Origin of the sequence: Niveibacterium umoris, from assembly GCF_014197015.1 — a bacterium.
GTDB classification, from domain to species: Bacteria; Pseudomonadota; Gammaproteobacteria; order Burkholderiales; family Rhodocyclaceae; genus Niveibacterium; species Niveibacterium umoris.
Genome location: NZ_JACIET010000001.1, coordinates 2546141 through 2570983 on the forward strand (window position 1 = coordinate 2546141; position 24843 = coordinate 2570983).

General features: G+C 65.1%; 20 protein-coding genes. 7 read left to right on the plus strand and 13 right to left on the minus strand.

The genetic code is table 11. The features are described from left to right. Nucleotides 1-125: 125 nt before the first annotated feature. Both GGR36_RS11430 and GGR36_RS11435 read left to right on the plus strand, forming a co-directional pair. Nucleotides 126-2831, plus strand: a complete 2706-nt coding sequence (locus tag GGR36_RS11430) for a sensor histidine kinase (protein ID WP_183634709.1) — start codon at nt 126-128, stop codon at nt 2829-2831. A 219-nt stretch (nt 2832-3050) separates the two neighbouring features. Next, the gene (locus GGR36_RS11435) at nt 3051-3779 is read left to right on the plus strand and encodes an SLATT domain-containing protein (protein ID WP_183634710.1); all 729 of its coding nucleotides are present in this window, start codon (nt 3051-3053) and stop codon (nt 3777-3779) included. Nucleotides 3780-3812: 33 nt separating this feature from the next. Here the strand turns inward: GGR36_RS11435 and GGR36_RS11440 are convergent, their stop codons facing one another. Then, entirely contained in the window at nt 3813-5885 is a 2073-nt protein-coding gene (locus GGR36_RS11440; protein WP_183634711.1) for an ATP-dependent helicase, read from the minus strand. Nucleotides 5886-6038: 153 nt separating this feature from the next. Here GGR36_RS11440 and GGR36_RS11445 point away from each other — a divergent pair, with 153 nt between their 5' ends. Further along, the gene (locus GGR36_RS11445) at nt 6039-6485 is read left to right on the plus strand and encodes a hypothetical protein (RefSeq protein ID WP_183634712.1); all 447 of its coding nucleotides are present in this window, start codon (nt 6039-6041) and stop codon (nt 6483-6485) included. An 84-nt stretch (nt 6486-6569) separates the two neighbouring features. Here the strand turns inward: GGR36_RS11445 and GGR36_RS11450 are convergent, their stop codons facing one another. The 11 genes from GGR36_RS11450 to glnA all read right to left on the minus strand — a co-directional run bounded on the left by GGR36_RS11450 (nt 6570) and on the right by glnA (nt 17890). Next, nucleotides 6570-8087, minus strand: a complete 1518-nt coding sequence (locus GGR36_RS11450; protein ID WP_242533051.1) for a polyamine aminopropyltransferase — start codon at nt 8085-8087, stop codon at nt 6570-6572. Beyond that, the gene (locus GGR36_RS11455; RefSeq protein WP_183634713.1) at nt 8084-8302 is read right to left on the minus strand and encodes a DUF350 domain-containing protein; all 219 of its coding nucleotides are present in this window, start codon (nt 8300-8302) and stop codon (nt 8084-8086) included. The genes GGR36_RS11450 and GGR36_RS11455 overlap by 4 nt, the downstream gene beginning before the upstream one ends. Before the next feature lie 15 nt (nt 8303-8317). Further along, nucleotides 8318-8470: a hypothetical protein gene (locus tag GGR36_RS11460; protein ID WP_183634714.1), complete on the minus strand. Its 153-nt coding sequence runs from the start codon at nt 8468-8470 to the stop codon at nt 8318-8320. Beyond that, complete coding sequence (locus GGR36_RS11465) at nt 8470-10374, minus strand: DUF4178 domain-containing protein (protein ID WP_183634715.1); 1905 nt, start codon at nt 10372-10374, stop codon at nt 8470-8472. The genes GGR36_RS11460 and GGR36_RS11465 overlap by 1 nt, the downstream gene beginning before the upstream one ends. A gap of 91 nt (nt 10375-10465) precedes the next feature. Continuing rightward, on the minus strand, nt 10466-11491 hold the full coding sequence (locus GGR36_RS11470; protein WP_183634716.1) for an SPFH domain-containing protein: 1026 nt from the start codon (nt 11489-11491) through the stop codon (nt 10466-10468). Nucleotides 11492-11578: 87 nt separating this feature from the next. Next, nucleotides 11579-12289: a type III pantothenate kinase gene (locus GGR36_RS11475; RefSeq protein ID WP_183634717.1), complete on the minus strand. Its 711-nt coding sequence runs from the start codon at nt 12287-12289 to the stop codon at nt 11579-11581. Next, entirely contained in the window at nt 12289-13080 is a 792-nt protein-coding gene (locus GGR36_RS11480; RefSeq protein WP_338086662.1) for a biotin--[acetyl-CoA-carboxylase] ligase, read from the minus strand. Before GGR36_RS11480 ends, GGR36_RS11475 begins: the two co-directional genes overlap by 1 nt. A gap of 137 nt (nt 13081-13217) precedes the next feature. Beyond that, nucleotides 13218-14612 (minus strand): nitrogen regulation protein NR(I), encoded by a 1395-nt coding sequence (ntrC, locus tag GGR36_RS11485; RefSeq protein WP_183634719.1) that lies wholly within the window; start codon nt 14610-14612, stop codon nt 13218-13220. A gap of 63 nt (nt 14613-14675) precedes the next feature. After that, on the minus strand, nt 14676-15764 hold the full coding sequence (gene glnL / locus GGR36_RS11490) for a nitrogen regulation protein NR(II) (RefSeq protein ID WP_183634720.1): 1089 nt from the start codon (nt 15762-15764) through the stop codon (nt 14676-14678). Between the two features lie 99 nt (nt 15765-15863). Continuing rightward, nucleotides 15864-16334: a DUF4124 domain-containing protein gene (locus GGR36_RS11495; protein ID WP_183634721.1), complete on the minus strand. Its 471-nt coding sequence runs from the start codon at nt 16332-16334 to the stop codon at nt 15864-15866. A 146-nt stretch (nt 16335-16480) separates the two neighbouring features. Continuing rightward, on the minus strand, nt 16481-17890 hold the full coding sequence (gene glnA, locus GGR36_RS11500) for a type I glutamate--ammonia ligase (RefSeq protein WP_183634722.1): 1410 nt from the start codon (nt 17888-17890) through the stop codon (nt 16481-16483). A 359-nt stretch (nt 17891-18249) separates the two neighbouring features. Here glnA and GGR36_RS11505 point away from each other — a divergent pair, with 359 nt between their 5' ends. Together GGR36_RS11505 and nadA are read left to right on the plus strand one after the other, a co-directional pair. Continuing rightward, nucleotides 18250-18702: a rhodanese-like domain-containing protein gene (locus GGR36_RS11505; RefSeq protein ID WP_183634723.1), complete on the plus strand. Its 453-nt coding sequence runs from the start codon at nt 18250-18252 to the stop codon at nt 18700-18702. A gap of 76 nt (nt 18703-18778) precedes the next feature. After that, nucleotides 18779-19882 (plus strand): quinolinate synthase NadA, encoded by a 1104-nt coding sequence (gene nadA, locus GGR36_RS11510; protein WP_183634724.1) that lies wholly within the window; start codon nt 18779-18781, stop codon nt 19880-19882. Between the two features lie 95 nt (nt 19883-19977). Here the strand turns inward: nadA and GGR36_RS11515 are convergent, their stop codons facing one another. Then, nucleotides 19978-20577 (minus strand): chalcone isomerase family protein, encoded by a 600-nt coding sequence (locus tag GGR36_RS11515; RefSeq protein WP_183634725.1) that lies wholly within the window; start codon nt 20575-20577, stop codon nt 19978-19980. A gap of 170 nt (nt 20578-20747) precedes the next feature. On the opposite strand from GGR36_RS11515, the gene GGR36_RS11520 reads away from it, so the two are divergent. Together GGR36_RS11520 and GGR36_RS11525 are read left to right on the plus strand one after the other, a co-directional pair. Then, complete coding sequence (locus tag GGR36_RS11520) at nt 20748-21764, plus strand: SphA family protein (RefSeq protein ID WP_183634726.1); 1017 nt, start codon at nt 20748-20750, stop codon at nt 21762-21764. Nucleotides 21765-21932: 168 nt separating this feature from the next. Then, entirely contained in the window at nt 21933-24824 is a 2892-nt protein-coding gene (locus tag GGR36_RS11525; protein ID WP_183634727.1) for a type VI secretion system Vgr family protein, read from the plus strand. Nucleotides 24825-24843 lie beyond the last annotated feature (19 nt).

Consider the following 24843-nt stretch of genomic DNA (forward strand, 5'->3'; position numbering starts at 1 on the left):
GCGGAGCCGTCACTTACACAGATGAACGCAACGAATATGGCGCATGTGTCCAAGTTTGCTCCCTCACCGCGGCAAGTACGCCTGAACCCTTCCCCCTTTTCGTCGCGCCTTGCGGTGGCGGCCCGATGATCACGCTGCGCAGGGCAGCTTCGATTCTGCTGCTTGCTTACGGCGCGCTCGCTTTGCTGACTGCGGCGGGATCCCTCGTCGTACCCTTCATGCCCACCGCCACGCTGCACCCCACGGCAGGTTGCCTGGCCATTGCAGCCGCGATCGCAATGACCTGGGGCCAACGCCGCACCGCACCGGGCCGAATCGCTGCAGCTGGCGTCGTTGTCATTGCGGTGCTGCCATTGCTGCCACTGTGGCCCCACCACGACGAGAGCACGACCCGTGATTTGTGGCCGGCGGATGTGTCGGCCCTGCCCGCCAGTCTCTTGTTGCTCTGGGCCGCGGCCTACCTGGCACAGGGCATTCGCACGGCACCGCGAGTTCGGGCCGCCGTCCAGATTGTCGCGAGCGCGCTTGGCATCCTCGCGCTGGCCGGCGTGCTGCTCGGTGCGCTGTCTTTGCCGCTGATCTACGGCTGGCACTACTTGCCAGCGCCGCCGGTGCCGGTATCGCTCGCGCTTCTGCTGCTGGCCATCGAACTGTTTGTGGAATGCTATCGGCTCAATGACCGTTCGCGCGGCGAGGAAGTCCGCGTGACCCGTATCGGGATCGGATTCCTGATCGCGGTCACGCTTGCCAGCACGGTCATCACACTGGTCGCACTGCAGACGCAGATCGAACGCTCGCTGTACCAGCAGCAACGAATGGTCGCCCGTAACCGGGAACAGGTTTTCTTCTTTGCCGCCGAACGGCTCTATGCCGACGCAGCGGCGTTGCTGAAGGACGCCGAGATCGCCCGTCTGGCAGCCCAGGCGCAGCGCAGCAACGACGAGGCGCTGCGACGCAAGCTGTTCCAGCGCATCCAGGAACAACTGCCCTTCCGTGTCGTACGCGCATTCCGGGTGGAAGGCCGCGACGGCCAGCTCCTGACGGACCGCGGCACGCTTTCAAAGGCAGCCACCATCTGGGCCGATACCCGCGGCAAGGTCCAGCTGGAACTCAAATGGGAAGAAGGCATCCCCTTCGTGCTCTTGCGACTGCAACTGGACACCCCGGCGGAAGGGCAGACCGGCGAGTTGCAGATCGAACAATCAGTGCCCGCCTGGGAACAACTGGTCAGCGACACCTATGACCTTGGGCGAACCGGCGTCATGGCGGTCTGCGGGGAAAATGCGCAACACATCCGCTGCTTCCTCTCCGGTGCGGGCGAAACCCTGCGCGCACCGCCAGCAGGCTCGCCGCTGATGTCCCATGTCGAAGCGGCACTTGCCGGGCGCACCAGCCCGGACTGGGACCCGCTGATCAGCGCCGACGAGCGCGGCCGCCCGATGACGCTGGTATTCGGCCCCATCGGCCGTGTCGGCATGGCGATGGGCATTGCCGGAAACGGCCTCGGGATGCTGGTGTCGCAGGATGCGGTGGAGTTCTACGAGCCGGTGCGCAAGCAATGGCACCGCATCCTGCCGGTTGTGCTGGCGATCATTCTGGTGGCGGGATGGGCGCTGCGCAGGATCGTGCGACCGCTGATCAGCGCGCTGCGAGACAAGGAGGCGCGGTTCCGAGAGCTCACAGAATTGTCGTCCGACTGCTACTGGCAGATCGACGCCGACCTGCGCTTTACCGAAATCGTCGGCAAGGATCTGCCAGGCTCCGGCATCGAAACACCGACCTGGCTGTCGCACCGGCTTACCGAACTCCCCCTGAAGCCCGACGACGTGATCAAGGCACGCGAACTCGAAGCAAAGATGGGGCGCCGCGAACTGTTCTCGGAAGAGACGCTGCGCATCACCGCGGGCACCGGCACGCACTATTACCTGGTGTTGTCGGGGGCACCACAGTACGACGCACGCGGCCGTTTCATCGGCTACCGCGGGGTCGGGCGCAACATCACGCGCCAACGTCAGGCAGAGGAGCGCCTGCGACACACCCAGAAAGACCTGCTGCGCGCAGAACGGCTGGCCTCGCTCGGCAGCCTCGTGGCCGGCGTCGCGCATGAACTCAATACGCCGATCGGCAACTGCGTCACCGCCGCCAGCGCGCTGACCGAAGAGGTCGATCGCTTTGACATGGCCGTCGCCGAAGGCCGCGTCCGGCGAGTCGACCTCAGCGATTTCAATGCCTATGTGCGCGAAGCCACCCACTTGCTCAAGCGCGGCCTCGACCGCGCCGCCGGCACCATCACCAAATTCAAGGAAGTCGCGGTAGATCAGTCGAGTGACCGGCGCCGCAGCTTCGACCTGCAGACCAAGCTCAATGACATCGTCGGCCTGCTCAACCCGACGCTGGTGCGTCGTGGCGTTCGTCTCGATGCCAGCGTACCGGGCGGCATCGAGATGGACAGCTTCCCGGGGGCAATCGCCCAGGCGATCGACAACCTGGTGCTCAACGCGCTGACCCACGCCTTTGAGGGGCGCGAGCGGGGCGACATCCATCTGATGGTCACCGTCCAGCCTGACGACCGCATCCGCATGACCCTGCGCGACAACGGCCAGGGCATGACGGCCGAGGTCAGGGAACGGATCTTCGAGCCCTTCTTCACCACCCGCCTCGGCACCGGCGGCAGCGGGCTGGGCCTCTACATCGTGCGCAACATCGTGCAGGAGGTATTGGCCGGGACCATCGAGGTGGAAAGCAGCCCGGGCGAAGGCACGACCTTCACGCTTGAATTCCCGCGCGTCACCCCGAATACCGGCGCGCCGCCGCCCGAGGCATTGCGCTGAGCGCCGCTCGAAGAAGGCGACGGGGACGCCGCGCGCGCGGCGCCGAACCCCGGCGTACACTGCAGCAAACCCTATCGGCCCGTGCCATTTTCGGGTTCAATGCCGGCTGTGGCGCGCTTGGCAGAAACGCACCCTCCCGCGCCCGCGATACCGCATCCTTGAACCCGGCCGGCACGCAAGCGCGTGACACGGCCTCCAGCCAGAGGCGATGACGCAAGCATGCAGACAAGTTTTTCGGACTGGGTTTCCGGCAGCGACGAACTGAGCGCGAATTCCGCTCAGCGCCAATTGCTCGCCATCCGTACCTCGGCGCGCAGCCGCTGCTACGCAGGGCAAAGGCTGCAGCGCCAGGGCCGCTTCTGGCTCGCCACCCTGGTGGCCCTCGCGCTCGGGCTGATCCTGATCCCGCTGCTGCAGAACGCCGGCGTCCGCCTGGCCCTCGCCCCCAACGTGCTCAACCTGGTGCAGATCTTCCTCGGCGTCTCGGTGCTGGTTTGCGTCGTGCTGGTCGCTTCGGCCAACCACGCGCTGCGTGCCCGCGCGCTGCTCGAATGCGGCGATCGTCTGCGCGAACTGGCGCGTGAATTCGAGAAGGTGTGTGAAGACGTCGGCCCCGGCGCGATCTCGTCGCACATCCTCGACGAATTCCGCCTGCGCCACGCCGACACCCTGCGCAACCTCGAATCGCCGTCGCGCAACGACCAGCGCCTCGCCTTGCTGGACATGCCCGGCGAGCACCGCATGGGCCGTGGCGAACGTTTCCAGCTCTCGCTGCAGGCGCGGCTGACGCAGCTTTCCGGGCTCGCGATGCCGATCTTGATCATGCTGCTGGAAGCGATCTTCGTGGCCAACGCGCTGGGCGTGCCGACCGCGCTGCACGACCCGCTGGCCGCTGCCGCATTGCCCGACCCCGGCGGCGCAGAACCTTCGCTCCGTATCAGCCGCTGAGCGCGACGCCCCGCCGATGGCGGGGCACACCTTTCAGTTCCACATGCCGCGCAGCCGTGCGGCAATATCGATGACCGCCTGCGGCGGTGCCGTGACCGCGCCCGCCGCCGCGCCGCCTCCCGCCACCGGCCACACCGCCTGCTCGAAGCTGTCGAGCATCGCGGCGGGAATGAAGCGAGTACGCTGCGCATAGACATGGCGGTCGCCGCCGCCCGCCTGCTGGGTCACGTAGAAACGCTGCGGCGTGATCAGGTGCAGCGCGTCCTTGGCGCGCGTCATCGCGACATACAGCAGGCGCCGCTCCTCTTCGATCTCGGCGCTGCTGCCGGTCGCAAGATCGGACGGAATGCAGCCATCCACCGTGTTGAGCAGGTACACCGAGTCCCATTCCTGCCCTTTGGCTGAATGGATCGTCGACAAGATCAGGTAGTCCTCGTCGAGCAGCGGCACGCCGGATTCGTCGCTGGTCGCATCCGGCGGATCGAGCGTCAGTTCGGTCAGGAAGCGCTCTCGGTTCGGGTAGCTCGCGGCGATACGTTCCATCTGCAGCAGATCGGCCTCGCGGATCGCGGCGTCCTCGTACTTGCGATCGAGATGGGGCGCATACCAGCGCCGCGCGCGCTCGATGTCGGCCGGCCAGGCCGAGCGGGTACGCAATTCGCCGAGCAGCTGCGGCAGCGTCGCCCACGCCTCCCCCGCGCTCGACGGCGGCTGAAAATCGGCCAGCGCCACCACCGGATCGTTCGCCGCCTCCACCAGATCGACGATGCGCGCTGCGCTCTTCGGCCCGATGCCCGGCATCAACTGCACCGCACGAAAGCCGGCCACACGGTCGCGCGGATTCTCGGCCCAGCGCAGCACCGCGAGCAGATCCTTGACATGGGCCGCCTCAAGAAACTTGAGCCCGCCAAACTTGACGAAGGGCACATTGCGACGCGTGAGCTCGAGCTCCAGCGGGGCGCTGTGGTGCGCGGCGCGGAACAGCACCGCCTGCTTCTTCAGCCGCACGCCCTCTTCACGGCGCGCCAGCACCTGACCGACGATGTAACGCGCCTGATCCGCCTCGTCGTGCACGGTCACGAGCTGCGGGCGCTGGGTCGCCGCGCGCTCGCTCCACAGGTTTTTCGTGAAACGTTCGGCGGCAAGCCCGATGACGGCATTCGATGCCGCCAGGATCGGCTGGGTCGAGCGGTAGTTGCGCTCGAGTGTCACCACCTGCGCCGGCTGCGGGAACTGCTGCGGGAAGTCGAGGATGTTGCGCACCGTCGCGCCACGGAAGGCGTAGATCGACTGTGCGTCGTCGCCGACCACGGTGAGTCCCTGCCCTTCCGGTTTCAGCGCCTTGAGGATGGAGGCCTGCAGGCGGTTGGTGTCCTGATACTCATCGACCAGCACATGCGCGAAGCGTGCGCCGAGTTCAGCCGCCAGCGTCGGTTCGCTGACCATGTGCGCCCAGTACAGCAGCAGGTCGTCGTAGTCGAGCACGCCTTGCCGCTGCTTGGCGGTGACGTAGGCCCCGAAAAGTGCCTTCAGGTCGTCTTCCCACATTGCACACCAAGGGAAGGTTTCCTTCAGCACGTCGGCGAGCGGCGCCTCGGTGTTCACCACCCGGGAATAGATCGCGAGGCAGGTCTGCTTGGTCGGGAAGCGCTTTTCCTTGGCCGAGAAGCCCAACTCATGGCGGACCAGATTCATCAGGTCGGCCGAATCCTCGCGGTCGTGGATGGTGAAGTTCTGCCCCAGGCCGATCCGTTCGGCGTACTCGCGCAGCAGTCGCGCGCCAATGCCGTGAAAGGTGCCGGCCCAGGCCAGCGCGGCACGCGCCAGCGTCGGGTCGTCCGACGCCGCGCCGAGGATGCGCTCGACCCGGCGCGTCATTTCGACCGCCGCGCGGCGCGAGAACGTCAGCAGCAGGATCGCTGCCGGGTCCGCCCCACCCAGCACAAGGTGCGCGACGCGGTGCGCAAGGGTGTTGGTCTTGCCCGATCCGGCACCCGCGATCACCAGCAATGGCGCGGCGCCGGCGTACTCCACCGCGGCGCGCTGCTCCGGGTTCAGGTGATCGCGTGGGCTCGTTGAAGCGGCTGGATTCGCAGGTGGCGGCATGGTCGTTGATCGGTCAAAACCATGTATGAATATACACCCTCGCCGTATTCGCCGGCAGCGGTAGTGACATTCCGCACCCCGCTCGGCAATCCCTCTGGCGCATCGGCCTCGCTGAACCATACTGCAAACAGGCACATGCGGCGGGAGAGCACGATGAACACGGTTGCCTTTGAACAGATCGGTCGCGACGAAGCGCGCGAGGCCTTCGACGCTGCATTCCCGCAGCGCGGCAAGGCAGCGGACACCAACACGTACCAGCACGGCGCCACGGCCGACGAGCCGCTCACCCCGGGCGCCCGTGAATGGCTACGCAGTCTGCCGCACCAAGCACGCGCCGAGCACCTCTCGGCACGCCATCCGCACATCGCCAATGCCATCGCGGCGCGCTGGCAGCGTCCAGTGGAAGCACTGAACTACCTGAACGAATTGCTGGTCGATCACCGTGGCTCGCGCAAGGGCTTTTCCGAGCCGGTGGTGATCGAACTGCTGCATCTGCACGACCTGTGCACCGACGCACTGCCGCGCCGCAATCACTTGCTGCCCAACGACCCTTGGCTGGCCGGCAACGACCCCTCCGATCGCAACGCCGAGTACCGTTGAAGGAAACGCCCCGCGCGGGGTCACCGTGATGGCATTCATCTGGCCTTGCCGGCGTGACACATCGTGCGTGCCGCACGCCTCCGATCAGCGTATCGCGTGCCGCCACTCATCCTCGAAAATGCGTACCAGATTCTGGCTGTTGAGGTGGTTCGGTTCGGCGTCGACGCGCGCCATGTCGCCCGGAAAGTCGAACAGCGTCGCAAGCGACGCGTTGGTCAGGAAGCGTGTCTCGACCGGCAGCACTTGCGGCCGTGCGTACAGCGTCCTGCCCGCAAGGATATAGCCCCACTCACCGAACGAAGGCACCAGCGTGTGGTAGGGCGCGGTCAGCAGACCGGCTTCTTCGAGCGTGGCAACCACCGTCCAGAACGCCTTGCGAGCGTAGAAGGGACTGGTCGCCTGCACGACGATGCGCCCCTCGGGTACGACATGGCGGGCCAGCAAGCGATAGAACGCGGTGGTGTAGAGCTTGCCGACCGCGAAGCTGGACGGGTCGGGGAAGTCGACAACGACGAAGTCAAAGGTCTCGGCATGGTCTTCCAGCCAGCGGCCGGCGTCCGTGTTGATGACCCGCACCTTCGGTGAGTGGAAGGCGTCGTGGTTGAGCGCACGCAGCGCCGGTGCGTCGCGGAACAGATCGGTCATGCCCGGGTCCAGATCGACCAGGGTGACTTGCTGGATCTGCGGGTACTTGAGGATCTCGCGCACCGCAAGGCCATCGCCGCCACCCAGCACCAGCACCCGCCTGGCCCACGGCAAAGCCGCCAGGCCGGGGTGGACCAGCGCTTCGTGGTAGCGGTATTCGTCGGCTGACGAGAACTGCAGGTTGTTGTTGAGGAACAGCCGCAGGTCGTCCTTCCAGCGGGTCAGTACGATGCGCTGGTAGGGTGTGGTGCGGGTGTAGAGGATCTGGTCCTGGTACATCTGCTGCTCGGCCCAGCCGGTGAAACGGCCAGATGCGGCCAAGCCGGCAAGCAGCACGATCAGCACCAGCGCGCACTGCGTCAGCACCAGGCGTGCGCGCGGCAACTGATCGCGGAACACTGCAACCGCCCACAGCGCGACGCTTGCGTTCAACAGCCCGAACATCAGCCCGGTACGCACCAGCCCGAGATGCGGCGCCAGCAACAGCGGGAAGGCGATCGACACCGCGAGCGCGCCCAGGTAATCCACGGTAAGCACTTGCGAGACCAGATCGCGCAGCGACAGGTCGCGCTTGAGAATGCGCATCACCAGCGGAATTTCGAGCCCGACCAGCACCCCGACGGTGAGCACCGCGCCGTACAGCATGACGCGGAAAGGCGCCGCTTCAAGCGCGAAGATGCCGAACAGCGCCGCCGGGGTGAAACCGCCGATCAGGCCGACCAGCAGTTCGAGATGGATGAAGCGCAGGACCAGATTGCGTTCGACATAGCGCGACAGCCACGAGCCGACGCCCATCGCGAACAGATAGGTGCCGATGACGGTCGAGAACTGCGTGACCGAATCGCCCAGCAGGTACGACGACAGCGCGCCGGCGACCAGCTCGTAGGCGAGGCCGCAGGACGCAACGATGAAGACGGAGACAAGCAGCGCATGGCGCTGCGAACGCAACGCGATCAACCGTGAATCGCCGCTGCAACGATGTTGGCGATGCCCAGACACATCGCCGCGACGATGATCGCAAGCGGGAGGTTGCGCTCCTTCACGATCTCGCGCCACAGGTCATAGGGCGTGATCTTGTCGACCACGATGAACGAGACCCAGAACACCACGACACCGAGAATCGAGTAGACGATGGAGCTGAGCAAGGGCTTCGCGTTGAAGAACTGTTCCATGAGTTTCGCTCCCGCTTACTTGTGATAGAGGCGCCCGCCGCTGCCACCGCTACCCGAGCGTGACAAGGACGACGAGCCATGTGGATCGAAAAACCCGTAGCCGCGCGAATCCATCCATCCGAGCGTGGATATCGCGATCAGCGCGGTGACGGTGAAGACCTTGATCATCAGTCATCGTCCTCCGAACTGGACACCAAGGGGTGATCGCTTTCGCGCCAGCGCGCCGCCTCGAAACTGTGGCTGCGCAGGAAGGCAAACACTGGAAAGAGCAGCAGCAGTATCCAGCAGAGGACCAGGTTCGAGAATGGCGGCGGCGACACCTTCAAGGTCACCTGGTCCGACAAGCCCTGTGGCGCTTCAGGCGGTAGCTCGCCATGCACGACCAGGTGATACTCGCCGGCCGGTACGCCGTAGAACACCGAACTGCTCGTCTGCTGCCCCTCCGACCACGAACCATCCTCATCGTAGCCGCTGTAATACGAAACTTCGCTGGCCGAGGTAAATGCCTCGCCGCTGTCGCGGTTGACAAGTTCCACCTCGAACCCGGCCCAGGTGTTGGATACCGGCGTGAAGTGATCGACCTCGACCCGCTTCTGGGCCGTCGCAATGCGGAAGGGTTCGGAGGTGAGCGCCGATTCAGTGCCCGGTTGCATCTCGAGCGTCGTGCGGTGAAATACGGATGACGTGCCGCTCGAAAACCAGCCATGCACCATCAGGGCCAGCACCGAGAACACCACGAACAGCCCCAGCACCTTCCAGCGCGCCCCCTTGTGCGGATTCGGCTGACAGGCGTTGACGCCAGCCGCGCGAATCAAGGGACGCTTCAAACCGAATGCGGCACCGACCTCGTCCGGCGACAGGTAGTAACCCTCCGACCAGGTGACTTCGTCGTCGGTGATCTCGCACGACAGCACCCGCGGCGGCGACACGAAATCGCGCACCTTCACCGTGTCGCCGATGCGCACCCGCCAGGTGAATTCGCCCAGCACCGCGATGACTTCTGCCGCATAGTCGGCGAAGTGCGTATAGCGCGTGCTGCCGAGCGAATACTCGGGGCGTGAGCCGGTGGCGCGCGACGTCGGCAGCTTGTCGCTCTGCCGCACGAAGTTCCAGTGCCCGCGTTCGCTGACCAACCACGCAAAGCCGCCCTTGCCATCGTAGAGCAGGTACTCGTCCCAGGTGCCGACCACATTCGGCACGCCCTTGCGCATGAAGCCGATGGCTTCCCACTCGACGCCTTCGAACTTCCCCTTGCTGCCCAGCGGCAGGGGTGGCACCACCACAGAGCCGGCACGCGCCGCCTCGCGCACCTTCGCGACCTTGCCATCGATGTCCGACAGCGCGCCGCAACTGGTGCAGGCCATCGCGAGCACGCTCTGGTCATGCAGTGACCAGGGCGCGCCGCACACCGGGCAACTGATCGCCTCGGCCTTGCGCGTGGGCGCGGCGATCAGCGCCTCGCTCTCGCGATCGCGGGTATTGGAGAGCTTGAGCGACTCGCGCGCGACCGATTCGCCGACGTACACCGTCGCCGGGTCCGACGAGTAGTCGATCGATGCGAACGCTGCGTCCGGCCCGCGCAGGTCGATCACCGGCGCGATATAGCCGGCGCCGACGACAAACGGCAGTTCGCCCTCGCCAGAAAGGCAGACAGCCTCTTCCTTGTTGCTGACTTCGAAGACCTTGCCGGCGATCTGCACCCGCGCACCGGGTCGGATCGCCGCGAAGGGCGGGAACTCCGGGCGCGACGGGTGCGGCAGCGTGACGGTCCACATGCCGCCCGACTCGGACATCCAGCCAAAGCGCCCATCGTCGAAGAGGATGTGCCACTCGTTCCAGAAGCCGGCGTCGTAACGCAACTGCAGGCGCCCGACCACGCCGAACGCGGTGCCTTGCCAGCGGCCCTGTGTGCCGATCTGTACCGGGCTGTCGTCCGGCACCAGCTCGGCCATGCGGCCGAGGTTCTTCAGCGTATCGCCGTCGCGGGCAAGGGTCGCGCGGCAATAGCTGCACACCGCCAGCGCGGACGCCGCCGACTGGTAGCGCACCGTGGCGCCACACGAAGGGCACATTACGCTAACGGGCACCTAGGTCCAACCTCACCCTGTTTGACGAGATCCGGCGTGACACCACCGCCACGCCGCCGCACTCAATGCGGAAATGTCAGGACAGCTTGCCGAGCAACTCGGCCTTCTTCGCCGCAAATTCCTCGGCCGTCAGAATGCCCTTTTCCATCAGCCCATGAAGCTTTTCCAGCAGGGCAACGACATCCTCCGCGGATTGTGCGGGCGCGGCCGCCGCAGCCGCCGCGGCTGGCGCCGCTGCCTGGGTCGCCTGCGCGAAGGCGCCGGCCATCGCCTGGCCGATCCCGAGCCCTGCGCCGAGACCGACGCCCGCACCAGCGATGCCACCTTCGTTGCCGGCCGCAATCGGAATCGCGTTGGCGGTCTGGTACTGCGTGAACTTGTTGAGGTCGCCGACCATGTTCATGCCGATGCGCTGGTCGAGCACCTTCTGCAGCTCTTCGGGCAACGACACGCTCTCGACCACGAAATTGTCGAGCGCCAAACCAAGCTTCGCGAAGGCCGGTTCCATGCGCGCCTTGAGCTGCGCACCGAATTCGGACAGGTTGGCCGCCATGTCGAGGAAAGCCACGCCGGATTCGCCAAACAGCTCGCTCATGCACGACACCATCGTGCCCCGCAGTTGGCCGTCCAGATCGTCCACCGTGTAGTGCTCGCGGGTACCGCTGACTTCGGTGTGGAACAGCTTCGGATCTGCGATGCGGTAGCCGTACAGGCCGAAGGCACGCAGGCGGACGATGCCGAAATCCTTGTCGCGGATCGTCACCGGCTGCGGCGTGCCCCACTTGCGATTGAGCTTGAGGCGGGTGCTGAAGAAGTAGACGTCGCTCTTGAACGGCGACTGGAACAGCTTGTCCCAGTTCTGCAGGTTGGTGAGGATCGGCAGCGTCTGCGTCTTGAGGGTGTACAGCCCGGGCGTAAAGGCATCCGCCGCGCGCCCCTCGTTGACGAACAGCGCGGCCTGCGATTCCCGCACCGTGAGCTGGGCCCCGTACTGGATCTCCATATCCTGCATCGGATAGCGCGACACCAGCACGCTGTCGTCGTCTTCCGTCCAGTGGATGACGTCGATGAACTGTTTCTTGATGAAATCCATCAGTGCCATGGCGAAACCCTCCTCATTGAGTGCGCCAGCATCGTACTCCAGCCACCCGTGCGCTTGTGTGACCTCGCTGTCGGTTTGATCTGCAGCTCAGGCGCCTTCACGCGCCACGCACAGCAGCCCTTCCAGCACGAGATTGGGAAAGTCGATGCGCGGCGGCGCAATCAGCGGCGCCAGCGCGGCGGCCGAACCGCCCGACAGCACCACCGGCGTGTGCGCCGGCATCTCCTGCCGGAAGCGCTCAACCGCACCGGACTGGGCATAGCGGATACCGGTCTCGATCGCGTCGTGGGTGTTCTTGGGAAAGGCCACGCACTCGCCTTCGGCCAGCGGCAGCGCAGCGGTACCTCCGGCCAGCGCGCGCAGCATCAGGCCGTGGCCGGGCAGGATCAGCCCGCCGAGAAAGTTGCCACCGGCATCGATCGCATCCACCGTGGTGGCCGTACCCGCCGACACCACAACACAGGCACCACGCACCCGATGCCATGCGCCAATCGCCGCAGCCCAGCGGTCGGGGCCGAGCCGCTGCGGATCGCGATAGCGGTTGGTGACCCCGCATCGGGTAAGTCCGGCGTGCAGCCATTCGGCCTTCTCCGCCCACGCGCCGAGTTGCTCCAGGATCAGCGCCCGGATGGCATCGGAGGCGACATGCGCAATCAGCACCCGCGCAGGTTCGCCGAATCGGCCGAAGTCGCAGGTCGCCAGCGCATCGTGCGCGATGTCTTCGCGGCACAGCCATCGGGTACCGTCGTGGAAGCCCCATTTGACGCGGGTGTTCCCTGCATCGATCAGCAAGAACATCAGGCCTGCCTCCTCAGGGAAACATCTCCGCCCAGCACACGCACCATCACGCCGTCGCGTTCGAGCATCAGCGCGCCGTCTTCGTCCACGCCACGGCAGATTCCTTCCGCCTCGCCGGAATCGTCGATCAGCCGCACTGCTTGATCCTGCAAAGCATGGCGTGCTTGCCATGCATCGCGCATCGCGGCGAAGCCGTGCGCCTCGAAGTGGTCGAGCACGTCAGCCAAGGATGCAAGCAGCGCTGCCAGTACGGTGACCGCATCGGTCGAGCGCGCGCCGGATGCGGACAGACCGGCAACAGGCTGGTCGGTCACCGCGCCGTCTGCGGGTGGCAGCAGATTCAAGCCGACGCCGATGACGCTGGCCGTGCGCGCGCCGCTCTGCTGCAACTCGATCAACACGCCGCCGAGCTTGCGACCGTCGAGCCAGATGTCGTTGGGCCACTTGAGCGCGACGCCTTGGGCGCCGAGGCGCTCGAGCGCTTGCGCCACGGCAAGCCCGACCGCCAGGCTCAGGCCGGCGAGCCGCGTACCCGGCGCAAACCGCCACAGCAGCGAAAAGGTCAGGCTGGCGCCGCTGCGCGCAACCCAGGCACGGCCACGACGGCCGCGCCCGGCGGTCTGCTCGAGCGCCCAGACAACGCTGCCCGATGGGGCGCCTGCCGCCGCGCGCTCAAGCAGCAGCGAACTGGTGGACGGGCAGGATTCGAGGAGATCCGCGTCGAAACGGGGGGCGACGGGGCCGAGCTGTGCCCTGAGGCGCGAGAGCTCGTGGTCGGTGCGGTCAGACACTGCGCGTGATCCGGCTTGGAAAACGCGCAGTGTAACGGCTGCACCGCGCTGAAGCATGCGGTGCAGCCCCTGGTTACATCAAGGCGGCGGCAGGTTTTCGCCCGCGCCGTTGCGGTGCAGGCGCGCAGGTCGGGCGATTACTCGCCGTCCATGCCGAGTTCCTGGATCTTTCGTGTGATGGTGTTGCGACCAATGCCAAGGATCTGCGCAGCCTCCACCCGCCGCCCACCGGTGGCGTTGAGGGCCCGGCGGATCAGGTTCTTCTCGAACTCGCGGGTGAGCAGGTCGAACACCTCGCCCGGCTTGCTGGCAAGCAGGCGATCGGCCTCGACCGACAGCGCGTCGATCCAGGACTCCGACGCCACCCGCGCCGGCTGCTCGCGCAGTTCGCTCGGCAGGTCGCCCACATCCACCGTCTGGCCAGGCGCCATGACGGTGAGCCAGTGACAGAGGTTTTCCAGCTGGCGGACGTTGCCGGCGAACTCCAGGGTCTGCAGGTACTTCAGCGCCCCTTCGGACAAGCGCTTCGGTTCGACCCCGAGTTCCTGCGCCGAACGCGCAAGGAAGTGGCGTGCCAGCAGCGGAACGTCTTCCTTGCGTTCGCGCAGCGGCGGCAGGCGCAGCCGGATCACGTTGAGGCGGTGGAACAGGTCTTCGCGGAACAGGCCGTCGCGCACGCGCTGCTCGAGGTTCTGGTGCGTCGCCGCGATCACCCGGACGTTGGCCTTGATCGGCTGATGGCCGCCGACGCGGTAGAAGTGATTGTCCGAGAGCACACGCAGCAGGCGCGTCTGCAACTCAGACGGCATGTCCCCGATTTCGTCGAGGAAGAGCGTGCCGCCTTCGGCCTGCTCGAAACGACCGCGGCGCTGCGCGGTGGCGCCCGTAAAGGCGCCACGCTCGTGGCCGAAGAGCTCGGACTCGAGCAGATCTTTCGGAATCGCCGCGGTGTTGATCGCGATGAAGGGCTGATCCTTGCGCGGGCTGTGGCGGTGCAGCGCGCGGGCGACGAGCTCCTTGCCGGAGCCGGATTCGCCGTTGATCATCACCGTGGCATGTGACTGCGCGAGGCGGCCGATGGCACGGAAGACTTCCTGCATCGCAGGCGCCTGGCCGAGGATTTCCGGCAGTGCGGTGCTTTCCTCGGCGACCGGGCCACGGTGGCGGCTCTCTTCGATCGCACGCCGCACCAGCTCAACCGCCTGGTCGACGTCGAAAGGCTTCGGCAGGTATTCGAAGGCGCCGCCCTGGAAGGCAGAAACCGCGCTGTCCAGATCGGAGTAGGCGGTCATGATGATGACCGGCAGGCTGGGGTAACGCGCCTTGACCTTTTCGAGCAATACGAGGCCCGAATCACCCGGCATGCGGATGTCGCTCATCATCACCTGCGGCGGCGCGGCACCGCCATCAAGTTCGTTGAGCGCCTCGGTGGCAGAACCGAAACTGCGGTGCGCAATGTTCTCGCGGGTGAGTGCCTTTTCGAGGACCCAGCGGATGGAGCGGTCGTCGTCAACAATCCAGATCGGATTCATGGTGTGCACTTTGGTAAGGGGTAAGGACTGCAGGCCGTGCTCACGACCCGCACGCCTTAACACTCACTCTTCGCTGCGAATGGGCAGCACGATCGTGAAGCAGGTACGGCCGGGTGCGCTCTCGACATCGATCATGCCTTGATGCTGTTCGACGAAGCTCTGCGCGATCGAGAGGCCCAAGCCACTGCCGCTGTCGCGCCCGGAAACCAGGGGGTAGAAGATGCGATCGCGAATTGCCTCCGGAATGCCGGGGCCACTATCGATGACGCGCAGCTCCAGCGCCAGCTTGTGGCGCTTTTTCGCCAGCGTCACTTGCCGCAGCGCGCGCGTCCGCAGCTGGATCTCGCCTTCACCGTGCATCGCCTGCGCCGCGTTGCGCGCGATGTTGAGCACCACCTGGATCAGCTGTTCGCGGTCTCCGGTGAGCTCGGGCAGGCTGGTGTCGTAGTCGCGCCGCATCGAAACGCCAGGGAACTCGGCGCGCACAAGACGCAGCACGCGTTCGAGCACGTCGTGAATATTGACCGGACCCGGTTGCATGGCGCGATGCGCGTTCAGCAAGCGATGCATCAGATCCTGCAGGCGATCGACCTCGGCGATGATCACCTCGGTGTATTCCTTCAGCTGCACGTCGGTCAGTTCGCGCGCCAGCAATTGCGCGGAACCGCGAATGCCGCCGAGCGGATTCTTGATTTCGTGGGCGAGGTTGCGGATCAGCTCGCGGTTCGCCTGCTGCTGCTCGATCAGGCGCTCTTCGCGGGCAACCTTGAGCTGCGCATCGATCGGGCGAAACTCCATGAGCAGGCGGGCGCCGTGCACATCGACCGGCGTCGCCGTGCAATCGACATGCAGGGTGTCGCGCCCATTGCGTGCGAGCACCAGATTCTGGCCGGTGTAGCTCCAGTTGTTCGCAAGCGCATTGTCGAGCGCGGCATCCAGCCCCGGCGGATCGCCCAGCAGTGCCGCGAGCGCGCGTCCCGTCGACTGCCGTGCGCTGACCTCAAAGAGGTTCTCGGCAGCCGGATTGATGTAGCGAACGATACGCGCTTCGTCTACCAGCACGACGGCGGAGGCCAGCAGGTCGAGACCCGCGACTTGTGCGTCTGGCGTCAGGTAAGGATGAACCGGTGGTTTCGGGGCGGCTTGACTCATGCCCAAGCTTGCTTGCAAGAAGCGCGCCAGCCGACAGCCAAGCCCGCCTCGGCCTTCACTGGCTGCGCCGCATCCCTCTCGCTCGCCAGACTTTTCGTTCTATCGCAGCTTTGCAATCTCTGCCCGGATCGCCTCGACATTGCGTTCATGCAATTCGACCTGATCCTGGAAGGGCTTGACCCGCTCCTGAACCCGGGAGAAGTTCCTTTCGCCACCGCTGCGCATGGACTCCTGCTCCGCAAGCTCCTTCTTCGCCGACTCGAGCGCGCGCTCTTCGCTGGCCAGCTCGGTTTCGAGAATCTTGCGCCTATCGTTATCCCGTGCCCGCTGGGTGGAGTTGTCGACCTTGGGGAAGTCCGTCGGCGATGCTGCCGGCTTCTTGGCGCCGTTGGCCGGCACTGCGGACACGTTCTGATCTTTCGAGAGCAGGGTGCAACCCTTCTCGCCAATCTTGGTATTGGTGTACGTGACCTTGCCGGATATCGGGTCGGTGCACTTGAAGATGTCGGCGCTCGCGGGCAGGGCGCACGCGAGCAGCAGGGCTGCGGCAAGGCTACGAATCAGAGTCATGCAATCGTCACAAGGTTTGACGGGTGTTCGAGTGTAGGCGCCGACGCCGGCTCTTGCCAAGCACTGACACGAATCGACGCAAATTCGTGCGGGCAAAAAAAAGGACGGGCAAGCCCGTCCTCTTCATGCACAGATCGAGAGATCGATCAGATGCTGTAGTACATGTCGAATTCGACCGGGTGCGTGGTCATGCGGATCTTGGTCACGTCGTCCATCTTCAGCGCGATGTACGCATCGATGAAGTCGTTCGAGAACACGCCGCCACGGGTCAGGAACTCGCGATCCTTGTCCAGCGCTTCCAGCGCCTGATCCAGCGAGGAGCAGACGGTCGGGATCAGCGCGTCTTCTTCCGGCGGCAGGTCGTACAGGTTCTTGTCGGCTGCGTCGCCCGGGTGGATCTTGTTCTGCACGCCATCCAGACCGGCCATCATCAGCGCGGCAAAGCACAGGTACGGGTTCGCGCCCGGATCCGGGAAGCGGGTCTCGATACGGCGCGCCTTGTCGCTGTTAACGAACGGGATACGGATCGAAGCCGAACGGTTCTTCGCCGAGTAGGCCAGCTTGACCGGTGCTTCGTAGTGCGGCACGAGGCGCTTGTACGAGTTGGTCAGCGGGTTGGTGATCGCGTTCAGCGCACGGGCGTGTTTGATGATGCCGCCGATGTAGTACAGCGCGAACTCGGACATGCCGGCGTAGCCGTTGCCCGCGAACAGGTTCTTGCCGTCCTTCCAGATCGACTGGTGAACGTGCATGCCCGAACCGTTGTCGCCCACGATCGGTTTCGGCATGAAGGTGGCGGTCTTGCCGTACTGGTGCGCAACGTTGTGCACCACATACTTGAGCATCTGGGTCCAGTCAGCGCGCTTGGTCAGCGTGTTGAACTTGGTGCCGATTTCGTTCTGGCCGGCGGTTGCCACTTCGTGGTGGTGCACTTCGACCGGGATACCGATCTGCTCGAGCGCCAGCACCATCGCGGCACGGATGTCGTTGTGGCTATCGACCGGCGGAACCGGGAAGTAGCCGCCCTTGACGCCCGGACGGTGGCCGGTGTTGCCGCCTTCGAACTTCTCGCCCGAAGCCCAGGCACCTTCTTCCGAGTTGATCTTGACCGAGCAGCCCGACATGTCGACGTTCCACTCGACGCTGTCGAAAATGAAGAACTCGGGTTCCGGGCCAAAGTAGGCCGTGTCGCCCAGGCCGGAAGCCTTCAGGTAGGCTTCAGCGCGCTTGGCGATACCGCGGGGGCAGCGGTCGTAGGGCTTGAAGTCGGTGGGATCAAGAACGTCGCACGAGAGGACCAGCGTGGTCTCGTCCATGAAGGGGTCGATGAACGCGGACGAAGGATCCGGCATCAGCAGCATGTCCGAAGCCTGAATGCCTTTCCAGCCGGCGATCGACGAACCATCGAAAGCATGGCCGTGCTCGAACTTGTCTTCGTCGAATGCCGAAACCGGCACGCCGACGTGCTGCTCTTTACCCTTGGTGTCGGTGAAACGGAAGTCGACAAACTTGACTTCGTTTTCCTTGACCATCTTCAAGACGTCTTGCGGGGACATATTCACTCCTAACGTGTGGAAGCCAACTGACGTTCTGCGGTTCTGGATACCGCGATCCGGATTCAAAAAGCACGTTATGTGCCATCGACCAGCTCGATTGCCCGGGTTTCCAAGCCGCGAGCGCTTTGATCGAACCAGCGCGTTACGATCTGCCGAGCGCGGTATTGTGCCACAGCGCAATTGCCCATCCAGGCGCACAGCAATGCACCACATAGGTGCGGCCGCACCACAAAATGCACCAAGACTGGGATCGTGCGCCACTTTGGCGCAGGCTTGCATCTGAGCCCGAACTTGCGGGCGATCCGGCGCGCGCGCATACTCCCCGCCCCTGTGTTATGGCGAAGAGGCTGCGGCTCAGAATGGGACAACTCAGCGACATTCTCGGACTGGCCCGCGACCGCGGCGAGAAACTGGGGCTTGGCTATTCAGGCGCGCTGACGCCGGCCGAGGCCTTCACCGTCTGGCGCAACGCGCCGGGTTCGATTTTGGTTGATGTGCGCACGCGCGCCGAATGGGAGTGGGTCGGCCGCGTGCCCAACGCCGTCGAGATCGAATGGAACAGTTGGCCGGGTGGCGAACGCAATCCGCACTTTCTGGCCCAGCTCACGCATCAGGTAGATCGCGAAGCGCTGGTGCTGTTCCTCTGCCGCAGCGGTGCCCGATCGCACAACGCCGCAATCCTTGCCCAGCAGAACGGCTACACGGCGTGCTACAACATTCTCGAAGGCTTCGAGGGCGACCGCGACGCAAACGGCCAGCGCGGTCACATCGGCGGATGGCGCCACGCCGGCCTGCCCTGGGTTCAAGGCTGAAGCAGGAACGCTTTACCGCCATTCGGGTCATTACCACTCACGCGCGGGGTATGCCGCGCCCCATTCGAGCACAAGCATGCAAGTTGCCCCCATCAGTTTTGACCGTTTCAACGCCCTGCGCGATGCCGAAGCGCAGGAACGCATCCGTGCCGCGCGGGCACGCCTGGGTAAAAAGGCAGTCCTGCTGGTGCATCACTACCAGCGCGCCGACGTCTACGAACACGCCGACCTGACCGGCGACTCGCTGCGCCTGTCACATCTGGCGAGCCAGTCGGATGCCGATTACATCGTGTTCTGCGGCGTGCACTTCATGGCCGAAGTCGCCGACATCCTGTCCAAACCGCATCAGATCTCGATCCTGCCCGACCTGGCCGCTGGCTGCTCGATGGCCGACATGGCGAACCTCGCCAAAGTGGAGCGCTGCTGGCGCGAACTGACCGAGATCCTGGGCGAGTCGCCCGACAACCAGTTTACGCCCGTCACCTACATCAACTCTGCCGCCGACCTGAAGGCATTCTGCGGCGACCACGGCGGCATCGTGTGCACCTCGTCCAACGCTCGCACGATCCTCGACTGGAGCTTCGCGCAGCGCCCGAAGATCCTGTTCTTCCCGGATCAGCATCTGGGCCGCTGGACCGGTCACCAGATGGGCATCCCGCTCGAAGAGATGGTGGTATGGGATCCCGATCTGGAGTACGGCGGCCTCACGCCGGAGCAGATCCGCGGCGCCAAGATGCTGCTGTGGAAAGGTCACTGCGCGGTGCATCAGATGTTCCAGCCGGCGCACATCCTGCGTTGGCGCAATGCGCACCCGGACGGCATCGTGATCTCGCACCCCGAGAGCCCGTTTGAAGTCTGCCGTCAGTCCGATCATGTCGGCTCGACCGAGCACATCATCAAGACCGTGAAGGCCGCGCCTTCCGGCACGCGCTGGCTGGTGGGCACCGAGCTCAATCTGGTCAACCGGCTGGCGGAGGAAGTGAAGGGCGACGGCAAGATCGTCGAATTCATGTCGCCCACCGTCTGCATGTGCTCCACGATGCAGCGCATCGACCCGCAGCACCTTGCGTGGACGCTCGAAAACCTCGCCGACGGCAACATCGTCAACCGCATCAGCGTGCCGGACCATGAGGCGAAACTCGCCAAACTGTCCCTGGACAGGATGCTTGCCGTCTCCTGATCGCCGCTCCGGCAGCATCCACGCTCCGGCAGCCTCCAAAGAAAACGCCCCGGCGCAACATGCGGCGGGGCGTTTTGCGTGGTGCCGGCGTTCGCTCAGTTCGGAATGCCCAGCAAGCCATTGCGTGTGTTGGCGCGCACCTTCGGTCCCATCCACACCTTCATGATGATCGGATAGAACCCGTCGCCCTGGATCGGCTGCGTCGCGAGTTCATTGTTGATCCGGATCTCGGTGGTCTTGGGCGTCGGCAGCCAATCCAGCGTCACGACGTCGCCCTTGACGAGCTTTGAACGGCTGTTGAACGCCGCCCCGAGCGCCGCCAGTTGCAGGATGTTGTTTTCGACCTCTTCGCGCGTCGCGTTCTGCTTGATGCGATCGAGCAGCACGGTTGCAAGGTCCTTCGCAGAGATTTCCTTCAGCGCCACCATCCGAAGACGCTTGGCCCCCTTCGCTGCAAACGCCGCCTCGGGCGTGTTCGCCTTCTGCGCCATGTATAGGCCGACCACAGTTGCCTTCGACGACAGGATCTGCGACGGCGCCGCACCGTTCAGCACCAGCTTCTGGCCTGCGACCGTGTCGCCGTCGTCGAAGGTAAAACCATCGACTTCAATCGCAGCCGTCGCCGCACCCGCCCAAAGGGCTGCCGCGACCAACAAACCGCGACACAACATTTTTGATTCAATACGCAAGCGCATGGTGTTTCCCCTCTAATTATTTCTGTTGCCTTATGTGACAATCCGCGCCTCACGCGAAAACGCCGATACGCCGATACGCCAAACGATTCGCGCCGTCAAGGCAGGATCGTCAAAGGTCGGGGATTCTCTCAGAAATGCCCGCCAGAAGAATCACCTCGCAAGGAAAATTCATGCAAATTCATTCTCGCCACCGCCTGATTGCCGCTGCATTGGCAGCTATCTCGTGCGCCACACCCGCCCTCGCCACCGAGCGTGGCCAACTGCGCGCGCTGCTCGGCCTGCCCGGCCAAGACCTGACCTCACCCGCGCTGCCGGGCTTCTACACGCAAGCCAATTACCAGCATTACTACGCCGGCGAATTCAAGGACAACGACGGCAACACGCCGGTGCTCAGCCGCGATGCCGGCGCACTCGGTGTGCTGTCGGCGCAGCAGAACAGCCAGGTTCGCGCCGACGTGCTCGCCCTGCGCGGCAGCTGGATTTCCGAATACCAGCTGTGGGACGGCCGCGTCGGCTTTTCCGCCACGCTGCCGTTGATCAAGACGGCCCTGACCACCAATCTGGTACGCACGTCGCCGGTACCCCCGGCGATTGCGCCGATCGTCGACGGCGTCATCGCGGGCCTGTCGCAGGCCAACTCCGGCACCGAATCCGGCATCGGCGACATGGAGTTCGCCCCGTTCGTCGACTGGCAGACCGACACCTACCGCGTCATCTTTGCCCCGGCTTTCGTCGCCCCCACCGGCGACTATGACAAGGATCGCGCGGTCAATCCGGGCGCCGGCAAGTTCTGGACCTTCCGTCCAGTGGTGACGCTGGCCTACGTTACCGAGAACGGCTGGGAGTTCGGCGCTCGCACGACCTACTCGTTCAACGGCAAGAACAGCGACACCGAGTACAAGTCGGGCCAGTACCTGCACTCCGACGGCGCAGTGCTCTACCAGATCCGCGACGGCGTGCGGATCGGCGCGACCGGCTACCTGATCTACCAGACCACCAAGGACAGCGGCACCGGCGCGCCGGAAAACGGCAACAAGGCGCGCGTGTTTGCGATCGGCCCGTCGGCTGGCTGGCAGAGCGAAAGCGGCTCGCTTGGCCTTGAATTCAAGGTGATGCAGGAATTCGGCGCACGCAATCGCCCGGAAGGCACCATCGGCTGGCTGCGCATGATCTATCGCGTCAACTGATGCCGCCACGCCCCTGAGCAAACGGCCCCGCACAGCGGGGCCGTTTTGTTTTCGGCACGGCACCACAGAACAGCATGCCAAGTCAGTCACACCACGCAGCACGCCAACATGACATCGGTATTTGCCAATGTCATCATCCGGCATCCCTGTTCTGGCCCTGCCTTCGCAATGTCGGTCGCTTCCGTGCTGTCCGCAGCCCTGTCACCCGCGCTGTTCACGTCCGAATCCCGGCTCTATGGATTTGCCCTTGAGGGCGACACCACGCCCTGGCTGGTCGAGCGCTTCCGCGCACGCGAGGCGCTCTCGTCGCTCTCCCACTGGCAGATCGACCTGCTCGCCACCGACGCCCACATCGCACCGGCAAGCCTCATCCACAAACCGGCCGCACTGCGCATCACGCTTGCCGACGGCAGCCGGGTGCAACGTTCTGGCTATGTACATGCGGCAGCGCTGCTCGATTCAAACGGGGGCCTCGCGCGCTATCGCCTGACTCTCGCACCCTGGCTGTGGTTTGCCACGCAAACATCCCGCAGCCGCGTGTTCAACGAGAAGTCGCTCAGCGACATCATCGAGGCGGTGCTGGCGCCCTATGCCAGCATCGCTCAGTGGCGCTTCGCGGACGAAGTGCCCGCCTTCCTCGCCGACCTGCCTGTGCGCTCACTGTGCGTGCAGTACCGCGAGACCGATTTCGATTTCCTGTGCCGGCTGCTGTGCGAAGAGGGCCTCGGCTTCACCTTCAGGGAACTGAACGAGGATGGCGGCGCCGAGCTCACACTCGGCCAGCAGGCGCTGCACGAACTGCTGATCTTTGCCGACAGCGCCGCGCTGCCGCAGGACCGCTGCGCCGCTTCGGCTGCCGGCGGCGCCGGACTGCGTTTTCACCGCGCGGCCGCGCCGGAAACACAGGACAGCATCTTCGCTTTCGGCTACCAACGTGCTTTTCGCGCGTCGCGCACCACCTTGCTCTCTACTGATTACAAGGCCGACGCAGCGATCAGTGCCGAACTGCCGAGCGCCGCGGCGATCGGCGGCCCCAACGCGCCGGCGCTCGAAGACTACGACTTCGTCGGCAGCTACGCCTTTGCCAACGCCGCATTGGCCGAACGGTACACGCGCCTCGCACGCGAGACGGTGGAAGCGCGCGTCGAAACCTGGCTCGGCCAAGCCTCGGTGCGCAGCCTGCGCCCCGGCACCTGGTTCGATCTGAAAGCGGGGCTCGCCGATCAACTCGCCAATCTGCTGCCCGGTTATCAGGCCGGCAGCACAGGCAACCGTTTCCTCACAAACGCAGTCGAGAGTGCCGGCAAGAACAACTTGCCCGTAGGCGTCACTGAAGCGGTGGCGGCCTTGCTGGGCGATCAATCCGAAGACGCTTTGGGCGCGCTGGCTGGCAAGGGCGATACCCCGCCGGCCCCTTGCTCCGGCACACTCCTCGCCGCCGCAGAAGCGCACGGCTTCGCGTGCCAGTTCCATGCCCAGCGCATCGCAACGCCGTGGCGCCCACAGCTGTCTGACGACACCGGCGCGCGCCTCAACCCGCGGCCTACGGTATCTGGCCTGCAGCACGCGGTGGTGATCGGCGCCAACGGCGACGAGGTACCGTCCGGCCATCAGGAAGTGCATACCGATGCACTCGGCCGCATCCGCATCCGCTTTCTGTGGCAATCGCCCGACGATCCTGACAGCTGCTGGGTGCGGGTGGTGACGCGACATACCGGCGCAAGCGCGGGCACCCGTTTCATCCCGCGCATCGGTCAGGAAGTGCTGATCAGTTTCATGCACGGCGACATCGACCGCCCGGTCTGTGTCGGCGTGGTGTTCAACGGGCGCGGCGAGAATGGCGTTACGCCCACGCCAGGTGGCAAGGCCGCCAAGCCCGATCCGAACGCCTTCACCTACGCCAACGACGGCGCCGCCAGCGCGCAAGCCAACCTCACCGGCGGACACGCGCCGCTGTGGCACGCAGCGGGCGCGGGCGAAGCGAACCACCGCAACGCCGGGGCGCTGTCGGGGTTTCGCAGCCGCGCCTGGGGCGGGGGTGGATGGACCGAGCTGGTCTTCGACGACTCCGACAATCAGCTTCGCACGCAGCTCACCACCACTCAGCAAACGACAGCCCTCACGCTGGGGCACTTGATCCACACCCGCGACAACTACCGTGGCAGCTTCCGAGGCAATGGCTTCGAGCTGCGCACCGATGCGTTCGGCGCGATCAATGGCGGGCGGGGCGTTCTGCTCAGCACCTACGGCATCCAGCGCAGTGAGCCGGCCGGCGACAACGCGGCAGGTGTGGCGCTCGCGCGCCAGGCGCAGAAACTCGCCGAAGCGATGAATAGCGCGGCGAAGACGCATCAGACGGTGCCCTACGCGAGCCATGTCGGCGGCAGCAAGGCCAACGCCTGCACACTGACGCCGCAAAAACCACTCGCTGCCGCGATCACCGAAGCACTCTCCGGCTGTGTCGCCGCCGAAAACCTCGATGCCGCCTTCGGCGACGCCGCGCTACCGGCAAAGAAACAGGGCGTGCCGCACAGCGCCGCCGCCTTGCTCGCCGTATCCGCCAAAGCGGGCCTCGCACTCACCGCCGCCGACAGCATCACGCTTGCCGCCAGCGAAACCACCCTGCTCGCCACAGGTGCCAATCAGGAACTTGTGACGCAAGGCAGCACGCGGCTGCACACCGGCCAGACGCTCGGCATCCTCGCCGGCGCTGAAAAAGCAGGGGAAGGCGGCATGGGCCTGTCGATGATCGCAGGCAGCGGTCCGCTTCGGCTCGAAGCCCACAGCGACACCCTGCAGATCGCCGCAAAAGAGGATCTCAAGATCCTCTCCGCCAACGCCTCAGCCGACTTCGCCGCCGCCAAGAAGATCCGCCTCGCCACCGCAGGGGGCGCAGCAATCACGATCGAAGGCGGCAACATCACGGTGCAGTGCCCGGGCACGCTGACGGTGCATGCGAGTCAGAAGAGTTTCACCGGGCCGGGGAATGTAAGTTCATCGCTGCCGAAATGGCAGCAGGCCGACTTCCAGCGGAAATCCCGTTTCTCGTTCTCCGGCTGAAGCCCCATCCCACGAGCTA

Excerpts from the sequence above, each read along its gene's own strand:
- GGR36_RS11430 (WP_183634709.1), top strand. The coding sequence starts at position 126 with ATGATCACGCTGCGCAGGGCAGCTTCGATTCTGCTGCTTGCTTACGGC.
- GGR36_RS11435 (WP_183634710.1), top strand. The coding sequence starts at position 3,051 with ATGCAGACAAGTTTTTCGGACTGGGTTTCCGGCAGCGACGAACTGAGC.
- GGR36_RS11440 (WP_183634711.1), bottom strand. The coding sequence starts at position 5,885 with ATGCCGCCACCTGCGAATCCAGCCGCTTCAACGAGCCCACGCGATCAC.
- GGR36_RS11445 (WP_183634712.1), top strand. The coding sequence starts at position 6,039 with ATGAACACGGTTGCCTTTGAACAGATCGGTCGCGACGAAGCGCGCGAG.
- GGR36_RS11455 (WP_183634713.1), bottom strand. The coding sequence starts at position 8,302 with ATGGAACAGTTCTTCAACGCGAAGCCCTTGCTCAGCTCCATCGTCTAC.
- GGR36_RS11460 (WP_183634714.1), bottom strand. The coding sequence starts at position 8,470 with ATGATCAAGGTCTTCACCGTCACCGCGCTGATCGCGATATCCACGCTC.
- GGR36_RS11465 (WP_183634715.1), bottom strand. The coding sequence starts at position 10,374 with ATGTGCCCTTCGTGTGGCGCCACGGTGCGCTACCAGTCGGCGGCGTCC.
- GGR36_RS11470 (WP_183634716.1), bottom strand. The coding sequence starts at position 11,491 with ATGGCACTGATGGATTTCATCAAGAAACAGTTCATCGACGTCATCCAC.
- GGR36_RS11475 (WP_183634717.1), bottom strand. The coding sequence starts at position 12,289 with ATGTTCTTGCTGATCGATGCAGGGAACACCCGCGTCAAATGGGGCTTC.
- ntrC (WP_183634719.1), bottom strand. The coding sequence starts at position 14,612 with ATGAATCCGATCTGGATTGTTGACGACGACCGCTCCATCCGCTGGGTC.
- glnL (WP_183634720.1), bottom strand. The coding sequence starts at position 15,764 with ATGAGTCAAGCCGCCCCGAAACCACCGGTTCATCCTTACCTGACGCCA.
- GGR36_RS11495 (WP_183634721.1), bottom strand. The coding sequence starts at position 16,334 with ATGACTCTGATTCGTAGCCTTGCCGCAGCCCTGCTGCTCGCGTGCGCC.
- glnA (WP_183634722.1), bottom strand. The coding sequence starts at position 17,890 with ATGTCCCCGCAAGACGTCTTGAAGATGGTCAAGGAAAACGAAGTCAAG.
- GGR36_RS11505 (WP_183634723.1), top strand. The coding sequence starts at position 18,250 with ATGGGACAACTCAGCGACATTCTCGGACTGGCCCGCGACCGCGGCGAG.
- nadA (WP_183634724.1), top strand. The coding sequence starts at position 18,779 with ATGCAAGTTGCCCCCATCAGTTTTGACCGTTTCAACGCCCTGCGCGAT.
- GGR36_RS11515 (WP_183634725.1), bottom strand. The coding sequence starts at position 20,577 with ATGCGCTTGCGTATTGAATCAAAAATGTTGTGTCGCGGTTTGTTGGTC.
- GGR36_RS11520 (WP_183634726.1), top strand. The coding sequence starts at position 20,748 with ATGCAAATTCATTCTCGCCACCGCCTGATTGCCGCTGCATTGGCAGCT.
- GGR36_RS11525 (WP_183634727.1), top strand. The coding sequence starts at position 21,933 with ATGTCGGTCGCTTCCGTGCTGTCCGCAGCCCTGTCACCCGCGCTGTTC.